The organism is Cardiobacterium valvarum (assembly GCF_900460955.1).
GTDB lineage: Bacteria > Pseudomonadota > Gammaproteobacteria > Cardiobacteriales > Cardiobacteriaceae > Cardiobacterium > Cardiobacterium valvarum.
Window position 1 is genome coordinate 1,229,562 of sequence record NZ_UFUW01000001.1, and the last position, 18,651, is coordinate 1,248,212.

19 protein-coding genes are annotated in these 18,651 nt (G+C 61.3%); 12 read left to right on the forward strand and 7 right to left on the reverse strand.

Going from position 1 to position 18,651, the window contains the following annotated elements:
* Positions 1 to 93: 93 nt before the first annotated feature.
* The 11 genes from ubiG to DY250_RS06000 all read left to right on the forward strand — a co-directional run bounded on the left by ubiG (position 94) and on the right by DY250_RS06000 (position 10,156).
* Entirely contained in the window at positions 94 to 789 is a 696-nt protein-coding gene (gene ubiG, locus DY250_RS05950) for a bifunctional 2-polyprenyl-6-hydroxyphenol methylase/3-demethylubiquinol 3-O-methyltransferase UbiG (RefSeq protein WP_115611492.1), read from the forward strand.
* Positions 786 to 1,457: an HAD family hydrolase gene (locus DY250_RS05955; RefSeq protein ID WP_115611493.1), complete on the forward strand. Its 672-nt coding sequence runs from the start codon at positions 786 to 788 to the stop codon at positions 1,455 to 1,457. The genes ubiG and DY250_RS05955 overlap by 4 nt, the downstream gene beginning before the upstream one ends.
* The gene (locus DY250_RS05960) at positions 1,454 to 2,131 is read left to right on the forward strand and encodes an SDR family NAD(P)-dependent oxidoreductase (protein ID WP_115611494.1); all 678 of its coding nucleotides are present in this window, start codon (positions 1,454 to 1,456) and stop codon (positions 2,129 to 2,131) included. Before DY250_RS05955 ends, DY250_RS05960 begins: the two co-directional genes overlap by 4 nt.
* A complete protein-coding gene (locus DY250_RS05965) occupies positions 2,128 to 3,111 on the forward strand; it encodes a KpsF/GutQ family sugar-phosphate isomerase (RefSeq protein WP_115611495.1) in 984 nt (327 codons plus the stop codon). Before DY250_RS05960 ends, DY250_RS05965 begins: the two co-directional genes overlap by 4 nt.
* Positions 3,111 to 3,662 carry an LPS export ABC transporter periplasmic protein LptC gene (gene lptC, locus DY250_RS05970; protein WP_115611496.1) on the forward strand — a complete coding sequence of 184 codons (552 nt, stop codon included), beginning with the start codon at positions 3,111 to 3,113 and terminating at the stop codon, positions 3,660 to 3,662. Before DY250_RS05965 ends, lptC begins: the two co-directional genes overlap by 1 nt.
* Positions 3,646 to 4,287: a lipopolysaccharide transport periplasmic protein LptA gene (gene lptA, locus DY250_RS05975; RefSeq protein ID WP_115611497.1), complete on the forward strand. Its 642-nt coding sequence runs from the start codon at positions 3,646 to 3,648 to the stop codon at positions 4,285 to 4,287. Before lptC ends, lptA begins: the two co-directional genes overlap by 17 nt.
* Before the next feature lie 16 nt (positions 4,288 to 4,303).
* Positions 4,304 to 5,026 carry an LPS export ABC transporter ATP-binding protein gene (gene lptB / locus DY250_RS05980; RefSeq protein ID WP_115611498.1) on the forward strand — a complete coding sequence of 241 codons (723 nt, stop codon included), beginning with the start codon at positions 4,304 to 4,306 and terminating at the stop codon, positions 5,024 to 5,026.
* Positions 5,027 to 5,034: 8 nt separating this feature from the next.
* Entirely contained in the window at positions 5,035 to 6,483 is a 1,449-nt protein-coding gene (gene rpoN / locus DY250_RS05985; protein ID WP_115611499.1) for an RNA polymerase factor sigma-54, read from the forward strand.
* 97 nt (positions 6,484 to 6,580) lie between these two features.
* The gene (locus DY250_RS05990; RefSeq protein ID WP_115611500.1) at positions 6,581 to 7,111 is read left to right on the forward strand and encodes an inorganic diphosphatase; all 531 of its coding nucleotides are present in this window, start codon (positions 6,581 to 6,583) and stop codon (positions 7,109 to 7,111) included.
* A gap of 99 nt (positions 7,112 to 7,210) precedes the next feature.
* Positions 7,211 to 9,304: a prolyl oligopeptidase family serine peptidase gene (locus DY250_RS05995; protein ID WP_115611501.1), complete on the forward strand. Its 2,094-nt coding sequence runs from the start codon at positions 7,211 to 7,213 to the stop codon at positions 9,302 to 9,304.
* Between the two features lie 270 nt (positions 9,305 to 9,574).
* Positions 9,575 to 10,156, forward strand: coding sequence for a hypothetical protein (locus DY250_RS06000; RefSeq protein ID WP_115611502.1), 582 nt, complete (start codon positions 9,575 to 9,577; stop codon positions 10,154 to 10,156).
* A gap of 246 nt (positions 10,157 to 10,402) precedes the next feature.
* Here the strand turns inward: DY250_RS06000 and DY250_RS06005 are convergent, their stop codons facing one another.
* The 7 genes from DY250_RS06005 to DY250_RS06035 all read right to left on the reverse strand — a co-directional run bounded on the left by DY250_RS06005 (position 10,403) and on the right by DY250_RS06035 (position 16,365).
* Complete coding sequence (locus DY250_RS06005; protein WP_115611503.1) at positions 10,403 to 11,275, reverse strand: alpha/beta fold hydrolase; 873 nt, start codon at positions 11,273 to 11,275, stop codon at positions 10,403 to 10,405.
* A 12-nt stretch (positions 11,276 to 11,287) separates the two neighbouring features.
* A complete protein-coding gene (locus tag DY250_RS06010) occupies positions 11,288 to 11,554 on the reverse strand; it encodes a type II toxin-antitoxin system YafQ family toxin (RefSeq protein WP_115611504.1) in 267 nt (88 codons plus the stop codon).
* A complete protein-coding gene (locus tag DY250_RS06015; RefSeq protein ID WP_115611505.1) occupies positions 11,544 to 11,957 on the reverse strand; it encodes a type II toxin-antitoxin system RelB/DinJ family antitoxin in 414 nt (137 codons plus the stop codon). Before DY250_RS06015 ends, DY250_RS06010 begins: the two co-directional genes overlap by 11 nt.
* A gap of 10 nt (positions 11,958 to 11,967) precedes the next feature.
* Positions 11,968 to 13,017, reverse strand: a complete 1,050-nt coding sequence (locus tag DY250_RS06020; protein WP_115611506.1) for an aldo/keto reductase — start codon at positions 13,015 to 13,017, stop codon at positions 11,968 to 11,970.
* 71 nt (positions 13,018 to 13,088) lie between these two features.
* Positions 13,089 to 14,153: a DNA polymerase IV gene (dinB, locus tag DY250_RS06025; RefSeq protein ID WP_115611507.1), complete on the reverse strand. Its 1,065-nt coding sequence runs from the start codon at positions 14,151 to 14,153 to the stop codon at positions 13,089 to 13,091.
* 24 nt (positions 14,154 to 14,177) lie between these two features.
* Positions 14,178 to 14,903, reverse strand: a complete 726-nt coding sequence (locus tag DY250_RS06030) for an HAD family hydrolase (RefSeq protein WP_115611508.1) — start codon at positions 14,901 to 14,903, stop codon at positions 14,178 to 14,180.
* A gap of 16 nt (positions 14,904 to 14,919) precedes the next feature.
* On the reverse strand, positions 14,920 to 16,365 hold the full coding sequence (locus tag DY250_RS06035) for a tetraspanin family protein (protein WP_115611509.1): 1,446 nt from the start codon (positions 16,363 to 16,365) through the stop codon (positions 14,920 to 14,922).
* A 135-nt stretch (positions 16,366 to 16,500) separates the two neighbouring features.
* Between DY250_RS06035 and yccS the strand changes: the two genes are divergently transcribed.
* Positions 16,501 to 18,651, forward strand: a complete 2,151-nt coding sequence (gene yccS / locus DY250_RS06040; protein ID WP_115611510.1) for a YccS family putative transporter — start codon at positions 16,501 to 16,503, stop codon at positions 18,649 to 18,651.

Genomic DNA, 18,651 nt, shown 5'->3' on the forward strand with positions numbered 1-18,651 from the left:
GCGGGCTGGACAGCGGTGGCGTCCCGGTCGTCCGCCCCGTCTGCGGCGGCAACATGCTAAAATCCGCGCACTTTTCCTCATGAGAGACCAGTCATGCACACCATTCCGCATTCCGCCGATATTCACAGTTTCGAGCAACACGGCAGCGCGTTTTGGGACAAGAACGGCCCTTACCGCACCCTGCACCACATCAATCCCGCCCGCCTGCAATTCATCACCCAGTACGCGGATTTGCAAGACAAGCGCGTCCTCGATTTCGGCTGCGGCGGCGGGATTTTGAGCGAGGCGCTGGCGGATAGTGGTGCGCAGGTGGTCGGCATTGACCTTGCTGCCGCCGTGCTGGAAGCAGCCCGCGCCCATCGTGGCGACAAGGCGGTTGACTATATTCATGCCTCCGGTGCCGATCTGGTCGCGCGCGGTGAGTCGTTTGATGTCATCACCTGCATGGAAATGCTGGAACATGTCGCCGACCCCGCCGCCATTCTGCGCGATATTCACGCCCTGCTGCGTCCGGGTGGTCTGGTCTTCCTTTCAACGGTGAACCGCACCCTACCGGCGCGTCTTGGCGTTATCTGCGCCGCCGAGTATCTGCTGAATCTCGTCCCCAAAGGCACGCATCAATATGACTGGTTTATCCGCCCGGCCGAGTTGACGCGCATGGTGCGCCGCGCCGGGTTGACGCCGCTTGCCATCAGCGGCATGGATTATCTTCCCCTCAGCCGCAGTGCCCGCCTGTCGTGCCGCACGGCGATTAATTATCTGATGGTCGCCCGCCGGGACGCTGCATGAAAGCCCGTTATCAAGCCGTTTGGTTCGATCTTGACGGCACCCTGTTTGACACCGCCCCTGATCTGATTGCCACCGTCAACCGCACTCTGGCAGAACACGGTTATCCGTCAGCCCCCGCCGGGGTCATCCTGCCCTACACCGGCCACGGTTCGCGGCAGATGCTGCAACACGCACTCTCAACCACGGCGGACGACCCGCGCCTGCCCGCCTTGCAGGAAGCGTTTTATGCGCACTATCTGCGCCATGTCGCCGAAGAAACGCGCTGGTTCCCCGGTATGGCGGCGATTGTGGACGATCTTGATGCCTGTAACGTGCCTTGGGGCATCATCACCAACAAGCTGGAACGCTTTACTTACGCGCTGACACGCCATTTCGCCCTCGATCAGCGCGTGGCCGCCATCGTTTGCGGCGATACGCTCGCTACTGCCAAACCCGATCCCGCGCCACTTGCCTACGCCTGTGCGCTAGCGGGGGTACGGCCTGAACAAGCGGTGATGGTTGGCGACAGCGCTGCCGATATCCGCGCAGCTGCCCGCGCCGGAATGCCGTCTATTTATTGTGATTACGGCTACACCAGCCGCGCCGATCTCGCAGAAGATGACCGCCCTATCGCTTTTGTCGATAGCCCTGCCGCCCTCGCGCCGCTGCTGTTTGGAGATGCGCCATGAAGACCATCCTGCTCACCGGCGCCTGCGGCGGTATCGGCAGCGCCGTCGCCAGCGTCCTTGATGCGGCGGGACATCACCTGCTCTTGCTCGACCTTGACCCGCTGGCGCTGGAAGCGCTGGATGACGGTTTGCAGGGCGACCATACCCTTGTCCCCTTTGACCTGTGGCGCAGCGGTTTCGACGCCTACACCCGCCTTGCCGGCTTGATTCAAGAAGACCACGGCAAACTGGATGCCGTCATCAATCTCGCCGCCGTCTGCGGTGGCCTGCGCCCGCTGGCCCATGCCGATCCGACCGGCTGGCTGCAAGGGCTACAAGTAAACCTCACCGCGCCGCTGTGGCTGTTCCAGACCTTGCTGCCACTGATGCAGGCCGCCGCCGCACCTCGTTTTATCGTCAGCCTGCACCGCGAACACCGTACACAAAGCGCCTACTGGCACAGCTACGGCATCGCGCAAGCGGCGCTCACCCAGCTCGTCCACGACCTCTATCAGGAAAGGCATGCCTACCCGACCCTCGGCTTTGCCACCGTTGACCCCGGCTGGGTCGATACCCCGCTCAGCCGCAGCGTTTTCCCCGCCGGACAGCCGCACTGGCAGAGCGCTGGCGCCGTCGCCCCGCACTACCTCGCCGCCCTCGCTGGCGACCCTGACCAACTGGAACACTACCCATGACCGATTCCCGTCTCGCCCACGACAACGCCGTTCTTGCCCATGCCCGCACCGTCCTTGCGCAGGAAGCCGAAGCCGTGCGCGCGCAAATCAGCCATCTCGGCGCTGCCTTCCTCGCTGCCCACGACTGCATTGCTACCGCGCGCGGCCACGTCATCGTCACCGGCCTCGGCAAATCGGGACACATCGGCGAAAAAATCGCAGCGACGCTCGCCAGCACCGGCACCCCCGCCTTCTTCGTCCACGCCGCCGAAGCGGGGCATGGCGACCTCGGCATGATTACCGCCGATGATGTCCTGCTCGCCATCAGCTATTCCGGCGAGAGCGCGGAAATCCTGATGATGCTGCCCATCGTGCGCGACATCGGCGTGAAAACCATCGCGATTACTGGCCGCCCCGCCTCACACCTCGCGCAAGAAGCCGACATTCATCTGCCTATCTACATCGACAAAGAAGCCTGCCCGCTCGGACTCGCCCCGACCACCAGCACCACTGCCACTCTTGCCCTCGGCGACGCCCTCGCCATCACCCTGATGCAGAGCCGCAACTTCGGCGAACAGGACTTTGCCCGCTCGCACCCCTATGGCCGCCTTGGCCGCCGCCTGATGACAAAAAACCGTGACGTGATGCGCAGCGGTGCCGACATCCCCGTTGTCGCCAGCGATGCCAGTGTGCAAACCGCGTTGTTCCAGATTACCGACAAAGGCCTCGGCGTCACCCTCGTCGCGGATAACGACCAACTGCTTGGCATCTTCACCGACGGCGACCTGCGCCGCGCCCTGGAAAAATACCCTGACGCGCTCAACCGCCCGATTAGCGACGTGATGACCCGCTCACCGCAGACCACCACGGCAGACGAACGCGCTGCCGAAGCCCTGCAACACATGGAAAAACGCCACATCACCGCTCTGCCCGTCGTCGCAGATGATCGCATCGTCGGCATCCTGCACATCCATGACCTCTTGCGCGCCGGAGTCGCCTGATGAGCCGACGCCGCCAACTGCGCCTCGCCTGCTGGCTGCTTGCCGCCGTCGCCGTTACCCTGTGGTGGTGGCAGCGCGAAGCGGGCACAATCAGCCAGCCGGCTACCGCCGATCCCGTCCGCCTCTCGCTCACGGGCGGTGTGCTCTACCAGTACGACGCCGGCGGCAAACGCAGCACCACCGTGCGTGCCCCCTACGCCGAACACCGTAAAGACGGCGAAAACCACCTCGACCATCCCGACGTGCAGACCCTGCTGGCAAACGGCGAACGCCGCCTGCGCGCCGATCACGCCGTGCGCAACAGCGAAAAAAACCGCATTACCCTGAGCGGCAACGTGCGCGGTGAGCAGGACGACGGCGGCCACCACTACCGTCTCCGCACCACCCGCCTCGACTACTACCCCGAACACCGCTACGCCGCAACCGATGACCCTGTCACCCTGGAAAGCGACAACAGCCGCACCGATGCCGGCGGCGCACACTGGGACATGAACAATAACCACATCACACTCAAAAACAACGTAAGGAGCAGCTATGACCCGGCAAACTAAAACCCTCATCGCCGCCACCATCCTGCTGGCGCTAATCAGCAGCGGCCATGCCGAAACCCGCAAAAAAACCACGCGCGCCAAAAACAAACCGGCCCCTGTCGTCGTCCAAAGCGGCACAGACAACAAAACCGTGGACAGCAACACCGCCTTCGGCTGGGACGAAAGCGACACCGCCAAAAAAGCCGCCGACAGCGCAGAAAAAAGTGGCAACAAAAAAACCAACAACCCGCAGCAACTGCCGGTCAACCTCAAAGCCGATAGCGGCGAATACGACGCCAACACCGGCGTTGCCACCTACACCGGCCACGTCGTCATCACCCAGGGCGAAATGAACCTCAAGGGAGACCGCGTCACCATCCGCCTGCAAGACGGGAAAATCCACACCATCGAAAGCTGGGGCAAGCCGACCACCTTCCACTACGTCCCGGCCAGCGAACCGCCGATTGACGGCAGCGGCAACCACATGAAATACACCGTGCCGGCCTCAACCGTCGAAATCAACCAAAACGCCCACGTCAAGCAGGACAAAAACGAAACCCGCGCCGACCACCTCACCTACAACCTGAAAAGCGAAAGCGTCAAAGGCCGGGGCGTGAACATGACCTTCCAGCCGAAGACCAAATAAAGACAAAACACGCGCCATGCTCATCGCCGAAAAACTACAAAAAACCTACCGCAAACGGCGTGTCGTCAATGACGCCAGCTTCCAGGTGGATGCTGCCAAAGTTGTCGGCCTGCTCGGACCGAACGGCGCCGGCAAAACCACCAGCTTCTACATGACCATCGGCCTGGTGCGCCCCGACCACGGACACATCCTCCTGGACGGCACCGACATTACCCGCCTGCCCGTGCATCGTCGTGCCCAGCTCGGCCTCTCCTACCTGCCGCAAGAAGCCAGCGTTTTCCGCAAACTCAGCGTGCGCGACAACATCCTCGCCATCCTCGAACTCGCCACCAGCCTCGGCAAACACGAGCGCGAAGCCCGCGCGCAAGAACTCATGCAAGACCTCGGCATCGCCGACCGCGCGGACATCCCCGGACAAAGCCTCTCCGGCGGGGAAAGACGCCGCTGCGAAATCGCGCGGACGCTTGCCTGCAACCCGCGCTTTATCCTGCTCGACGAACCCTTTGCCGGTGTGGATCCCATCGCCGTTGGCGACATTCGAAACATCATCACCCACCTCACCGATCGCGGCATCGGCGTCCTCATTACCGACCACAACGTGCGCGAAACCCTGAAAAGCTGTGATTACGCCTACATTCTCTCCGAAGGCAGCGTCATTGCCGCAGGTAGTCCGGCAGAAATCGTTGCCAACGAAGAAGCGCGGCGCGTGTACCTCGGCGAAGACTTTGAACTCCACTAAGGACGACCATGAGCAAAGCCAGCAAAGTCGCCCCGGGTACAAGCCAAAGCCTCGACCTCGCCCTCAAACAGACCCTCACCCTCACCCCGCAGTTACAACAGGCGATCAAACTGCTCAACATGGGCAACCTGGATCTGAACGTCGAAATTAGCAACATGCTGGCGCAGAACATCATGCTGGAGCGCAAGGGCGACATCCTCTATGAAAATCCGGGAAGCGAGAGCGACAGCGGTGATAGCGGCGAAGACACAGACGGCCTGCTGCAACACCTGAGCGGCGAACTCGAATACGACAGCACCTGGGAAGAACACTACGACCACGACTGGAAAGACCACGCCCCCTACCGCGAAGAAGACGATAACCCCGAACTCTATCTCAGCGCCAAACCGACCCTGGCCGCCTACCTCGAAGAACAAATCAACCAGATGCCGCTGGATGACACGCAGCGCCGCGCGGCCCTCGCCGTTGCCTTCGAACTGGATGACGACGGCTACTTCCGCAGCGAGACGGAAGCCGTTGCCGCCCAACAACAACTCCGCGTGGCCGACATCGAAGACGGTATCCGCATCGTGCAACAATGCCAGCCGGGCGGGGTCGGTGCGCGCGATCTCGAAGAATGCCTGAACCTGCAACTCGCCGCCCTGCCGCCGCACACCCCCTACCTGGAAGCGCTGCAACTCATCATGAAGCGCTACTACGGCTTCATCGCGCGCAGCCCGCAAATGATCCGGCAGCGTCTGGATATGGACATTGCCACCTACAACCACGCCATGGCGCTCCTGCGCAGCCTTGATCCCCGCCCCGGCCAAAAATACAACGCCGCGCGAGTGCAGCACGTCGAGCCGGACATCATCGTGCGCGAAAAAAACGGCATCAGCTACATCGAAACCACCGACAACATCCATCCTGACCTCAGCATCAACCAGGCTTACGCCGCGCTGGCGGAAGTGGCAAAAGGCGCGGATAAAACCCTCCTGCAAGCGCAACTGCAAGAAGCACGCTGGTTCCTGACCGCCATCGACAAACGCGCCGACACCATCCGCCGCGTGGCGGGCGTCATCGTTGCCCTGCAACAAGACTTCTTCCAGGAAGGCGAAAGCGCGATGCGGCCGCTGACGCGGCAAAAAGTGGCGGAAATCCTCGACATCCACGAGAGCACCGTCAGCCGCGCGGTCAACGACAAATACCTGCAATGCAAACGCGGCATCTACGAACTGCGCTACTTCTTCTCCGCTCAGTTTGAGAACACCGACGGCGATGACCAGTCGGTCGTCGCCATCAAGGCGCTGATCACTGAAGTTATCGGCGAAGAAAACCCGGATAAACCCTATTCCGACCAGAAAATCACCGACATCCTCGCCGAACGCGGCCACAAAATCGCCCGCCGTACCGTGACCAAATACCGCGAAAGCCTCGGCATCCCTGTTACCACCCTGCGCCGCCACCGCAAGCGCTGATGCAGTACCTGCGGGGAGGAAAGGGCAGGGCGACTAAAACCGCCCGGACTTCCCGCTTGCTATAATCCCGCTCCCTTTTAACCAAACAGGAGCCCCTATGGCAGACTTCAACAAAATCCTCGACGCAGGCGACGTGGACGGCGGCATCATCAACGTCGTCATCGAAATCCCGGCCGGCTCGAACCACAAAATCGAGTGGAAACGCAAAATCGGCGCGCTGATGCTCGACCGCGTTGAGCCGCTCATCTTCGCCAAACCCACCAACTACGGCTTCATCCCGCAAACCCTCGACGAAGACGGCGACGAACTCGACGCCCTCATCATCACCGACACCCCGCTGCCAACCGGCATCTACATGCAGGCGCGCATTATCGGCGTGATGAAATTCGTCGATGATGGCGAAGTCGATGACAAAATCGTCGTCGTCCCTGCCGATGACCGCCAAACGGGCGATGCCATCAAGACCCTGGCCGACCTGCCCGCGCAGCTCATCAAACAAATCGAATTCCACTTCAACCACTACAAAGCGCTGAAAAAACCTGGCTCGACCAAAGTTGACCACTGGGGCGATATCGAAGAAGCCAAACAAGTCATCCGCGACTCACAACAACGCTGGAAACAGCAATAAACCTGCCGTCCCCGCTTGCGGCACAACCGTAGGGCGGGCTTCAGCCCGCCATTACCATCAAGTGGCGGGCTGAAGCCCGCCCTACATCACATCAACCCCATGAAAAAACTCACCCTCGCCCTCCTTACCCTCATCCACACGAGTACTGCCATGACCGCAACCCAAGACCCCAACCTCTGGCTGGAAGACATCGACAGCGAAAAATCCCTCGCTTGGGTGCGTGCGCAAAACGCCACCAGCGAGAAAGCCCTCACGCAAAACCCTGCCTTCAAAACCATCGAGGCCGACCTGCTCGCCATCCTCGATTCTGACGACAAAATCCCCTATGTCGTGAAGCGCGGCGACTACTACTACAACTACTGGCAGGACAAAGACCATCCGCGCGGCATCTGGCGGCGCACTACCTGGGACGAATACCAAAAAGCCGAGCCCAAATGGGACACCCTCATCGACCTCGATGCCCTCAACAAAAGCGAAAACGCCACCTGGGTGTGGCACGGCGCGGACTGCCTGCGCCCTGACTACCGCCACAGCCTCATCAGCCTTTCGCGCGGCGGCGCAGATGCGGACGAAACCCGCGAATACGACCTGGAAACCCGCGAGTTCATCAAAGACGGCTTCTACCGTCCCGAAGCCAAAGGCTCAATGGGCTGGATAGACAAAGACCACGTCTTCGTGCAGACCGATTTCGGCGCAGGCAGCATGACCGCCTCCGGTTACCCGCGCGAAGCCCGCCTGTGGCAACGCGGCACATCGCTTGCCGACGCCAAAACCGTCTATCGTGGCGAAGAAAACGACATGCTCATCACCGCCGCACACGACGACACCCCCGGCTACCACCGCGACTTCGTCAGCCGCGTTATCGACTTCTACCACAACGAACTCTACGAACACGCACCGGACGGCACACTGCACAAAGTCGACGTCCCCGACACCGCCGACAAAGGCGTCTATCGCGACTGGCTCAACATCACCCTGCGCGAAGACTGGACACTGAACGGCAAAACCTACCCGTCCGGCAGCTACCTCGTCGCCAACTACGCCGACTGGCAGGCGGGCAAACGCGAACCCACCGCGCTCTTCACCCCCGACGCGCACACCTCGCTCGCGGGTGTCACCTGGACCAAAAACTACCTCATCCTCAACAAACTCGAAGACGTGAAAACCCGCCTCGTCGTCCTGGATCCCGCCAAAAACTGGGCGGAAAAACCGCTGGAAGGCGTGCCGGCAAACAGCACCGCCAGCGTTGCCGCCGTGGATCCCGACGAAAACGACGACCTGTGGCTGACCGCGAACGACTACACCCTGCCGACCACCCTCTACCACACCCGCGTCGGCGGCACGCCCACCGCGCTCAAATCCCTGCCCGCCTTCTACGACGCGAGCGACATCACCGTCGCCCAGCATTTCGCGAAAAGCGATGACGGCACTGAAGTCCCTTACTTCATCGTCCACCACAAAAACTTGCCGCTCGACGGCAAAAACCCGACCCTGCTTTACGGCTACGGCGGCTTTGAAATCTCGCTCACCCCCGGCTACGCAGCAGGCGTGGGCAAAGCCTGGCTGAACCGCCGCACCCAGGACGGGCGGGGCGGCGTGTACGTCGTTGCCAACATCCGGGGCGGTGGCGAATACGGCCCGCGCTGGCACCAGGCCGCCCTGAAAGAACACCGCCACAAAGCCTACGAAGACTTTGCCGCCGTTGCGCGCGACCTCACCCAACGCGGCATCGCCGACCCGGCGCACCTCGGCATCCAGGGCGGCAGCAATGGCGGCCTGCTGATGGGCAACATGCTGACCCAATACCCGGAACGCTTCGGCGCCATCGTCATCCAGGTACCGCTGCTCGACATGCAGCGCTACAACAAACTGCTGGCGGGCGCCTCGTGGATGGCCGAATACGGCGATCCGGACAACCCCGCCGAATGGGCCTACCTGGAAAAATACTCGCCCTACCACCAGTTTGACGCGGCAAAAACCTACCCGCCGGTGCTCTTCACCACCTCAACCCGCGACGACCGCGTCCACCCCGGCCACGCGCGGAAAATGATGGCGAAAATGCAGGCGGCGGGCAAAAACGCCCTCTACTACGAAAATATCGAAGGCGGCCACGGCGGCGCGGCAGACAACAAACAGCGCGCCTACATGAGCGCGCTGGCCTACACCTTCCTCTGGGAACAGCTCGCCAAATAAACACGAAAAGCCCGCTGCTGCGGGCTTTTTTGCGCGCGCCGCCAAGCGGGATATAGTTGGATAGATAAAAAAGCGTAACAAGGCGCGTCGCCGCAGACAGTACAGGTAGTACGGCAAGGCGACGCAACGCCGTTACGATTTTTTAGATGTTTAACTATAAATACTGGCTTCGTGCATGAAGGCAATAAACCCTGGTATGGAATTGCCAGAGCGATGTGGGAAAATAGCCGCGCTGCCTTTGAACAGCTTCTTTTATTACCAGGAGAAACCATGAAAAGAACCCTCACATTCACCTGCGCCTTGCTGTTAGCACACACCGTTAGCGCGGCAACGGATGCCGGCAAAATCGCCATCGGCGGTATCGAATTGGGCATGACACGTGCGCAAGTGACAAAAACGCTGGATAAAAGCTGCCCCGGTTATCAAGAAGAAAAAAATGCGCAGGCAGCGCAGTCCGCTATCTTTAACTGCGCACCGGCGAGCAAACAGCCCCTGTCCGTCAGACTGGATAACACCGTTATTAGCGCGGGCTACCAACAGCAAGAGCCTCTGCCGAAAGGTGCCGATCAAGCGGCAGTGAACAAAGCCATACAGGCACAGGTGGATAAATTGAGCAAAGAATATGGCAAACCGGATCTCGTCGCCGATAACAGCGCCGTGAAAATGGGCGGAGCAGAGCTCGGCAAAGTCAACAAAGTGCTGTGCTGGGGACAATGCGGCAAAGCCAAAGACGGCGCCATACATCCGGATGGCAAAGTGCTGGTGGTAGGCATTGTGGCCTTGCCGGAAGCGCTGATTATTTCACGCGGTGTCGTGGATACCGTTGCGTTCGGCAAAGCTGCCACAAAATAAAACCGCAACGATGGACACAGAAACAGGCTGACCATGTGTCGGCCTGTTTTTTTGCGCCATGCCTTATGCCGCCAAGCGAACAAAACCCGCCGAAGCGGGCTTTATTGTGTCGTGCTGCCAAGCGGGCAGGCACGCGCGTATAGTTAAACATCTAAAAAATCGTAACGGCGTTGCGTCGCCTTGCCGTACTACCTGTACTGTCTGCGGCGACGCGCCTTGTTACGCTTTTTTATCTATTCAACTATATTACAGCGGCTTTTCCGCCCAGAATTGTTTGATGACGTCTGCGACGGCGGCGGGTTCGTCCATATGCAAATGGTGACCGCCATCCAGGCGGACGACGCGGATGTCCTGGGTCAGGCGGTAGCGGTCAGGCAGGTAATGCCAGTGCGCGGTAAAGCCGCTGTGGCCTTCAATCATCAAGACCGGCGCGGTGATGCGCGGGATGAATTCTTGTACTTGTTCTTCGGAGAGCATCATCGGCTGCCACACGGTGAGGCGCTTGTCGCTGATGAAGCGGTAGCCGGCGGCCTCGTGGTTGAGGTTGCGCCGCACCAGGCGTTCGGCGCTCTCCGGCTTCATCGCCCCGGCCTTGATGCGTGCGGCGATGAGCGGGGCGAGATCCTGGTAGTAGCGGTTGCTGCGCGGGTTCATGTAGTCCATGGTCAGCAGGCGTTCGCGCATCCGTTCCGGCAGGTCGTTGTGGTTGGAGACGTAGGGTGTGCCGTAGCATTCGATGCAGACGAGGCGGCTGATGCGGTCGTAGAAGGTGCCGGCCACCATGCTCGCGACTGCCGCACCGAGGGAGTGGCAGACGAAGTCGATTTTGTCGATGCCGAGGGCGTCAGCGGCAAACATGGCGTCGCGCATATGGTCGGTGAAGTGGTAGCCCGCGCCGAGCGGGCGGTGCGCGCTGCGGCCGTGGCCGGCAAATTCGAGGGCGATGAGCGAGGTGTTGTCGTCAATGAGGTAGGGCGCGAGCGGGGCGAAGCTGGCGGCGTTATCGAGCCAGCCGTGCAGGGCGAGGACGATGTGTTCGCCTTCGCCCCAGCGCTGGCCGGCGAGGCGGATGTGGGGCAGGTCGATGCAGATTTCGCGGGGGGTAATGGGGTGGGTCATGGTGGGGTGGGATTAGCCAAAGATTTCCGCATGGGTGTTCAGGCGGGCCAGTTCGAGGATATCGCCGCTGATACGGTAGATCAGCGGCAGGTCGTTTTTGATGTGGCAATCACGAAAGCCCTGCCAATCGCCGCTGAGTGGGTGATCTTTATATTTGGCGGGCAGAGGCAGCCGGTTTTGCAGGCAGTACATGACTTCAATGTATTCGGGCGAGACGAGTAGCGCGTCAATGTTTTTACGGATTTCGCGTCGATACTGTTTGGATGCTTCAAGCTTCATCGCTGCTCTCTTGTAGCAATGACAAGTGGAAGGCTTCCAACGTTTCGTAGTGTTTTCCCTCTCCGCGCACGAGTTCGGCGATGGCGGCGGCGGTGGTGGCATTGGGTTGTTCGTTTGTGTCCGGCGGACGGTCATCCCCGGCAATTTGTCGGAGTTTTGCCACGGCTTCTTTTGCATTAGCGGTTTCGATGGTTTCTCCTTCCCCACGTACGAGTTCGGCGATGGCAGTGGCGGTCGTGGCGTTGGGCTGTTCGTCCGCCTCCGGCAACTGGCCGTTGTCGGCGATTTGTTGCAGCAGATGATTGAGTATTTGCGCCGGGGTTTTGCCGTGCTGGCGGATGATGGTGAAGGCTTTGTTTTTGGTTTTGGTCGGGATGTGGAAGGTGTAGGCGGTGCTGTGCATGACGGGCTCCTTACGGGCAGGGGTTGCTGATTTCCGCATGGATGGCGTTGATGGCGGCGAGGGTGTCGTCGCTGAGGGTGATGTCGGCGCTGGCGATGTTTTCCGCGAGTTGTTCCAGGCTGGTTGCGCCAATGATGTTGCTGGTGACGAAGGGGCGGCTGGTAACAAAAGCCAGCGCGAGCTGGGCGAGGCTGATGCCGGCGGCTTCTGCCACGGCGGCATAGCGCTCGACGGCGGCAAAGCCCTGCGGCTTGGTGTAGCGGGTGAAGCGGCTGTATTTGGCGATGCGCCAGTCCTGATGCCAGGGCAGGCGGCGGTATTTGCCGGAAAGCAGGCCGAAGGCCAGCGGCGAGTAGGCGAGCAGACCGATGTGTTCGCGCAGCGATATTTCGGCGAGGCCGACTTCGTAGCTGCGGTTCAAGAGGTTGTAGGGGTTTTGCACGGAGACGGCACGGGTTTTGCCGCTGAGCGCGGATTCGTGCAGGTGCGTCATCACGCCCCACGGGGTTTCGTTGGAGAGGCCGTAGCTGCGGATTTTCCCCGCTTGCACGAGTTCGTCCAGCGCGGCGACGGTTTCGGCGATGGGCGTCAGGTCGGCGGGGTCGTCGAGGTTATTGAGGCCGAGGGTGCCGAAGTAGTTGACGCGGCGTTCCGGCCAGTGCAGCTGGTAGAGGTCAAGGTAGTCGGTGTGCAGGCGGGCGAGCGAGGCGTCGCAGGCGGCGTGGATTTGCGCACGGGTGAAACGCGAGCCGCCGCGTATGTAGTCCTGGCCGTCGTTGCCGCGCGAGGGGCCGGCGATTTTGCTGGCGAGGATGATGTCGTCGCGTTTGCCGCGTTTGGCGAGCCAGCTGCCGATGTATTGTTCGGTGCGGGTGTAGGTCTCGCGGCAGGGCGGCACGGGATACATTTCGGCGGTGTCGATGAAGTTCACGCCGTGCGCGGTGGCGTAGTCGAGCTGGGCGTGGGCTTCGGCTTCCGTGTTCTGTTCGCCGAAGGTCATGGTGCCGAGGCAGATGGCGCTGACGCGGATGTCGGTGTTGCCGAGCGGGCGGTATTCCATGAGGTTCTCCTGTTGGGATGGGAAAGGGCGCTACTTTACTCCTGTTTGCGCGGGTAGCGCAGGCGGGGCGGTTACAGTGGCAGTGCAGCCTGCCGCGTTTCCACCGCTTCTTGCAGGCCGGAATAGGTGACGCCGACGAGGCGCACGGGTTTCGCCGGCGCAATGTCGTGCAGCAGGCGCGCGATCCAGTAGTGCGCGTCGTTTTCCCGGGTGAACGGGGTGGAGACGCTGCGGCTGCGGGTGATTTGCGAGAAGTCGTGGTATTTCAGCTTGATGGTCAGGGTATGCGGGTGCAGGTGGCGTTTTTGTACGTCGGCGAAGGCGTCCTGGTTTTGCGCAAGGAGCGCCTGATAGAGGGCGGGGATGCCTTCGAGGTCGTGGATAAAGGTGGTTTCGCTGCCGATGGATTTGCGCTCGCGCGTGGGTTCGACGGGGCGCAGGTCGATGCCACGCGCCATGTGGTAGTAGAAGTCGCCATGTTTGCCGAAGGCCTGACGCAGGCTTTCCGCCGAGAAACGCAGCAGGTCGGCGCCGGTTTGGATGCCAAGTGCGTGCATATGGGCGGCGGTCGCCTTGCCGATGCCGTGAAAGCGCTCGATTGGTAATGAAGCGGCGAAGGCCGGGCCTTTGGCGGGGGTGATGACGGCAAGGCCGTCCGGTTTGTTCAGGTCGGAGGCGATTTTCGCCAGCATTTTGTTGTAGGAAACGCCCGCCGAAGCGGTAAGCCCGGTCGCGGCGCGGATTTCCGCGCGCAGGCGCTCGGCGATGCGTGTTGCCGAGCCGCGCTCGTGCGGGCTGTTGCTTACGTCCAGATAGGCTTCGTCCAGCGAGAGCGGTTCGACCAGGTCGGTGATGGCGAGCATCAGTGCGCGGATTTGCAGGCTGACGGCGCGATAGGTCTCGAAACGCGGCGGTACGAGGATGACGTGCGGGCAGAGTTGCAGGGCGCGGTGTGAGGACATCGCCGAATGCAGGCCGAAGCGCCGCGCTTCGTAGCTGGCTGCTGCCACCACGCCGCGCTCCTGCGGCGGGCGCGCGACGATAAGCGGTTTGCCGCGCCAGGCGGGGTTGTCGCGCTGTTCGACGGAGGCAAAGAAGGCATCCATGTCGATGTGGATGATTTTGCGGTTGCTCATGGCCCGCCCCGGCTGCGCGTTTGTTCAGGCGAAATGGCGGCGGTAGATGTCGAGGACGCCGTAGATTTCCGCTTCCGGGCTGACGTAGTGGCAGAGGTCTTTGATGACGTCAACGGCGTTGGCGGGACAGGCGGCGAAATTGACCCGGCTGAGGATGGGCAGGTCGCCCTGGGAATCGCCGATGGCGGCGAGACGGAGCGACGCCGCTTCGCGCCCGGTGTGGTGCAGGAAATGCTGCACACCCGTCCATTTGTTGACACCGTGCGGGGCGATATCGAGGGCGCGCCCGGAGCAGTGCAGGTCGAAGCCGTCGGTGTTCAGGTTGGCCGTAACCACGGTATACACGTCTTCCGCCGTTTTGCCTTTTTCGGCGACGAGCGAGAGGCAGGCTTCTTTGCCGTGGCTCATTTCCCAGTGTACGTCCAGGCTGTTTTTGTGTGCAGCGAGGTATTGCGACATCTGCTGCGTGCGTTCGCGCACGGCGGGGGTCATTTGCGGCGCGGGGATGACGTCGTCGTTGAGGTAGTCGTAGAGCAGCGCGCCCTGATCGGTGATGGCGTAGCGGCCGAAGCGGACGATTTGCGCCAGCGCTTCGATGTAGGAAAGCGAGCGGCCGGTGCAGAGGACGACTTCGGTCGGCGATTGTTGCACGAGCTGTTCCAGCGTTTGCAGGGCGGCGAGGTCGTAGCGGGCGAATTTGCCACGGGTCAGGCAGCCGTCGATGTCGAGAAAGAGGATGGTGTCGGGCATGGTGTTCTCCTGCGGGTTATGCGCCTTGCTCCGGTTTTGGGTTGGTCTGTTTTTGCAGCAGTTCGTAGCTGTGGCGGATTTGCGCGGTTTTCGGGTGGTCGGGGTAATGGCTGATGAGCTGCGCAAGCAGGTGCAGGGCCTGGTCGCGTTTGCCGGTTTTGTCCAGCGCACGGGCGGCGAAGTAGTAGTTTTCAAGGATGTCTTTGTGCCCTTTATGACGCTGCGCAAAATTGCGGGTCAGTGCCAGCACAGTGTTGTAATCGTGGTGCTCGCCGGCCATACGCGCAAGCGGCTTGATCCAGTCGGCGGGCAAACGGGCGATGTCGTCCAGGGCGATGTTTTCCACTGCTTTGCGCACGCAGAGGTAGCAGCGTTCGTTGCCATGCACGGCGGCTTCAATCAGGCGCTGTTCGAGGGCGGGCAGTTCTTCATAGCGATGATGCACCTGGTAGAACTCATAAAGAATGCGATAAGCGGGGAAATACTGGCCGATGTCGCGGTGCATGCTGGTGTAATTGAGCAGCAGCGTCTCGGCCTCGCGGAAGCCGCCTTCCTGCATCAGCACGTCAACAGCGAGCAAGTCTTGCGCAAACTGTTTTTTCTCCTCCTCGTCCATGCGGTAGGTATCGGCTTCGTAGAGCGCGCGCTGCTCGGCTTCGCTCAGTTCCTGCGATTCTTTTTCGCGCATGAAGTAGCCGATGTAGAGATAGGTAAGTGCGGTGGCAAAGGCCTGGATGATGGCGATCATGAACACGACCAGCATGGGGGAATGGGTGATGCCGGCGATGATGCCGACAATGAAGCCCAGTATGAAGCCGATACCGATAAGCGTGATGAGCGGAAAGAGCAGGATGGACAGATAATTCCCGATGCCCATGTTGCGGATGACCTGAACCCAGCCGCCGGGGCTAATCATGCTGCCGATGCTGTCATTACCGATAAGGTTCATGATCATCGCCGGGGCGAAGAACCAGGTGACGAGCAAGAAGGGATACAGCCAGGCATGAGGGCCGCCCAGCAGCCATAGCGGGAGGAGGACAATGCCGATGATGATCATGCCGACGAGGTATTTAAGCGGCGTCAGGAAGGGTACGAGCGTGACCGGCGCGTAAGGCACAGGCTCCTCTTCCAGTCCCTCGGAAATGCGCATGATGCCGTCGAACATCTTGCAGGCAAGGAGGAAACCGGCGGCCATTTGCAGCAGGAAGAAGCCGAAATTACCCGAAGTGGCTTCGCTGACATCCAGCATGGCGTCGAAACATTTTGGATCGGTGATGCTGCAATCCGGCGATACCCCCGCGTCAGCAAAAATTTTGTGCGCGATTTCCGCCTGCTGGTAGTCGTGGAAACCGTTGATGCAAAGGACAACGGCCAGCAACCCCCAATAAAGCAGATTGCCGCCCTTGAAGAGATAGCGGATGGCGCGCAGCAGCTTGTCAAAATTGTCTTTGATGTCGTTCATAAAAAATCCCTGTGGTATTGGTGTACCCGCATTGTATAGCGGGGCCGGGGAATAGGCACGTTTCCCTAGGGCGGTAGCCAACCCGCTGTCGCGCTTATACAATCCCGCGCCCAATCACCACCATCGCACCGCCCCGTGAAAATCCCCCTGCCCAATGCCAACCTCATTTCGACCCTGCCCGTCATCCTCAGCATCAGCGCTGCCGCTCTCATCATCTGGACGCTCAACATCCCGCATTACGCCATGCCGCTCATCCTCGGCGTCATCGCCGGCGGCCTTGCCGACCTCGATAACCGCCTGCGCGGGCGCATCAAAGACCTCGGCATCGTCCTCGCCGCCTTTGCCGCCACCTCGCTCACCGTGCAGCTTACCCTCAACCACACCGTCGCCTACATCACCGCCATGCTGCTGATGACCTTCACCCTCACCTACATGGGGGCCGCCGGGCTGCGTTACCGTACCATCGCCTTCGGCGGGCTGACCGTCGCCATCTACACCACGCTTGCCTACAACGCCGCCCAGCCGTGGTATGCGAACCCGCTCTTCATCCTTGCCGGCGCCCTCATTTACGGCGGCGGCGCGCTCATCGTGCAACTCGCCTTCCCGCACCGCCAGGTGCAGGAAAACATGGCTGCCGCCTACGCCGCGCTTGCCGACTACATTGACGCCAAGGCCTGCTACTTCGACCCGGACGACCACGACTACGGCGGGCGGCAAACCCAACTCTCGCGCGCGAACACCGCCCTCATCCAGGCCTTCAACCAGTGCCGCAGCACCCTTTACTACCGGATGCGCGGCCAGCACCGCCACCCGCGCACCGCACGGATGCTGCGCTACTACTTTGCCGCCCAAGACATCCACGAACGCATCAGCTCGGCGCACATCGACTACCGCGAACTCGCGGAAAAACACAAACACAGCGACCTGCCTTACCGACTCTGGCACCTCATCGAACGCCAGGCACAAGCCTGTCGTGACATCGCGACCGCCTTGCACCAAAACAGCGCCTACCACAGCGACGCCCGCCTCGAACGCGACAGCGACGGCTTGCGCCAATCCCTGCAATACCACCTCGCGCAAGACCCCGCGCGCCGCCCGCTTACCCGCCTGCTCGATAACCTGCGCAGCATCAACTACCAGCTCGCCCACCTCGACACGGTGCAAGAAGACAACGCCGACAGCACCATCGCCGCCCGCCAGGAACCAAGCCTGCGCGAAATCCTGCCCGCCCTGCGCCACCACCTCAGCTTCCGCTCGCCCGCCTACCGCCATGCCGTGCGCCTCAGCCTCGTCGTCCTCACCTGCTGCGCCATCGTCGCCGCACTGCACCTCGAACTCGGCTACTGGATCCTGCTCACCGCCATCTTCGTCTGCCAGCCGAACTACTCGGCGACCAAAAGCCGCGTCAACCAGCGCGTCCTCGGCACCATCCTCGGCGTCATCATCGGCTCCGTCGCGCCGCTCTTCACCCCGACGGTCGCCACCAAACTGTGGCTCATCATCGCGAGCACCACCCTCTTCTTCTACTACCGCAACCGCAAATACAGCATCTCCACCCTCTTCATCACCATCCAGGCCTTCACCAGCTTCTCACTGGCAGGCTACGACCTCACCGCCGCCATCCCGCTGCGCATCATCGACACCCTCATCGGCGTCGCTATCTCCTGGACCGCCGTCACCTACCTCTGGCCGGACTGGCGCTACCTGACCCTGGACAACACCGCGCGAACCGCCATCAAAAGCGACGCCGCCTACCTGCGTCATATCCTCGGCCAACTACAAGCGGGCGGCAGCGACGACGTCGCCTACCGCAGCATCCGCCGCGTCGCGCACGAAAACGCCGCCCAGCTCGGCAGCACCGTCTCCGACATCAGCAGCGAACCGCGCAAATACGCAAATCAGCTCGACAACGCCTTCAACCTGCTCAACCTCAACTACACCCTCCTCGCCTACATCTCGGCGCTCGGCGCCTACCGCAAACCCAAAAGCTCTCCGCTAGCGGAGGAGAAAGAACAGGGACAACAAACAAGCGGCATAGATAGCGACTCGCTGCTAACCGCCTACTACCACTTGGGCGAAGACATCGCCGACCTGCTCGAACAACTCGACACCCTCACCGTAGCCGACTACCAGAAGCGGCACGAGCACATCCGCACCGAACTCGACCGCCTGCGCCCGGATGAAAACGACCCGCAAGAACAACACAGCCACCTCTGGCAACAACTGCTGATGATCAGCCGCACCATCGAACCCTGCTACCGCGCCCTGCATTCGCAGCAGGCCTGA

What these genes read in the sequence shown, in the direction of transcription:
- ubiG (WP_115611492.1), top strand. Translation starts at nt 94, where the DNA reads ATGCACACCATTCCGCATTCCGCCGATATTCACAGTTTCGAGCAACAC.
- DY250_RS05955 (WP_115611493.1), top strand. Translation starts at nt 786, where the DNA reads ATGAAAGCCCGTTATCAAGCCGTTTGGTTCGATCTTGACGGCACCCTG.
- DY250_RS05960 (WP_115611494.1), top strand. Translation starts at nt 1,454, where the DNA reads ATGAAGACCATCCTGCTCACCGGCGCCTGCGGCGGTATCGGCAGCGCC.
- DY250_RS05965 (WP_115611495.1), top strand. Translation starts at nt 2,128, where the DNA reads ATGACCGATTCCCGTCTCGCCCACGACAACGCCGTTCTTGCCCATGCC.
- lptC (WP_115611496.1), top strand. Translation starts at nt 3,111, where the DNA reads ATGAGCCGACGCCGCCAACTGCGCCTCGCCTGCTGGCTGCTTGCCGCC.
- lptA (WP_115611497.1), top strand. Translation starts at nt 3,646, where the DNA reads ATGACCCGGCAAACTAAAACCCTCATCGCCGCCACCATCCTGCTGGCG.
- lptB (WP_115611498.1), top strand. Translation starts at nt 4,304, where the DNA reads ATGCTCATCGCCGAAAAACTACAAAAAACCTACCGCAAACGGCGTGTC.
- rpoN (WP_115611499.1), top strand. Translation starts at nt 5,035, where the DNA reads ATGAGCAAAGCCAGCAAAGTCGCCCCGGGTACAAGCCAAAGCCTCGAC.
- DY250_RS05990 (WP_115611500.1), top strand. Translation starts at nt 6,581, where the DNA reads ATGGCAGACTTCAACAAAATCCTCGACGCAGGCGACGTGGACGGCGGC.
- DY250_RS05995 (WP_115611501.1), top strand. Translation starts at nt 7,211, where the DNA reads ATGAAAAAACTCACCCTCGCCCTCCTTACCCTCATCCACACGAGTACT.
- DY250_RS06000 (WP_115611502.1), top strand. Translation starts at nt 9,575, where the DNA reads ATGAAAAGAACCCTCACATTCACCTGCGCCTTGCTGTTAGCACACACC.
- DY250_RS06005 (WP_115611503.1), bottom strand. Translation starts at nt 11,275, where the DNA reads ATGACCCACCCCATTACCCCCCGCGAAATCTGCATCGACCTGCCCCAC.
- DY250_RS06010 (WP_115611504.1), bottom strand. Translation starts at nt 11,554, where the DNA reads ATGAAGCTTGAAGCATCCAAACAGTATCGACGCGAAATCCGTAAAAAC.
- DY250_RS06015 (WP_115611505.1), bottom strand. Translation starts at nt 11,957, where the DNA reads ATGCACAGCACCGCCTACACCTTCCACATCCCGACCAAAACCAAAAAC.
- DY250_RS06020 (WP_115611506.1), bottom strand. Translation starts at nt 13,017, where the DNA reads ATGGAATACCGCCCGCTCGGCAACACCGACATCCGCGTCAGCGCCATC.
- dinB (WP_115611507.1), bottom strand. Translation starts at nt 14,153, where the DNA reads ATGAGCAACCGCAAAATCATCCACATCGACATGGATGCCTTCTTTGCC.
- DY250_RS06030 (WP_115611508.1), bottom strand. Translation starts at nt 14,903, where the DNA reads ATGCCCGACACCATCCTCTTTCTCGACATCGACGGCTGCCTGACCCGT.
- DY250_RS06035 (WP_115611509.1), bottom strand. Translation starts at nt 16,365, where the DNA reads ATGAACGACATCAAAGACAATTTTGACAAGCTGCTGCGCGCCATCCGC.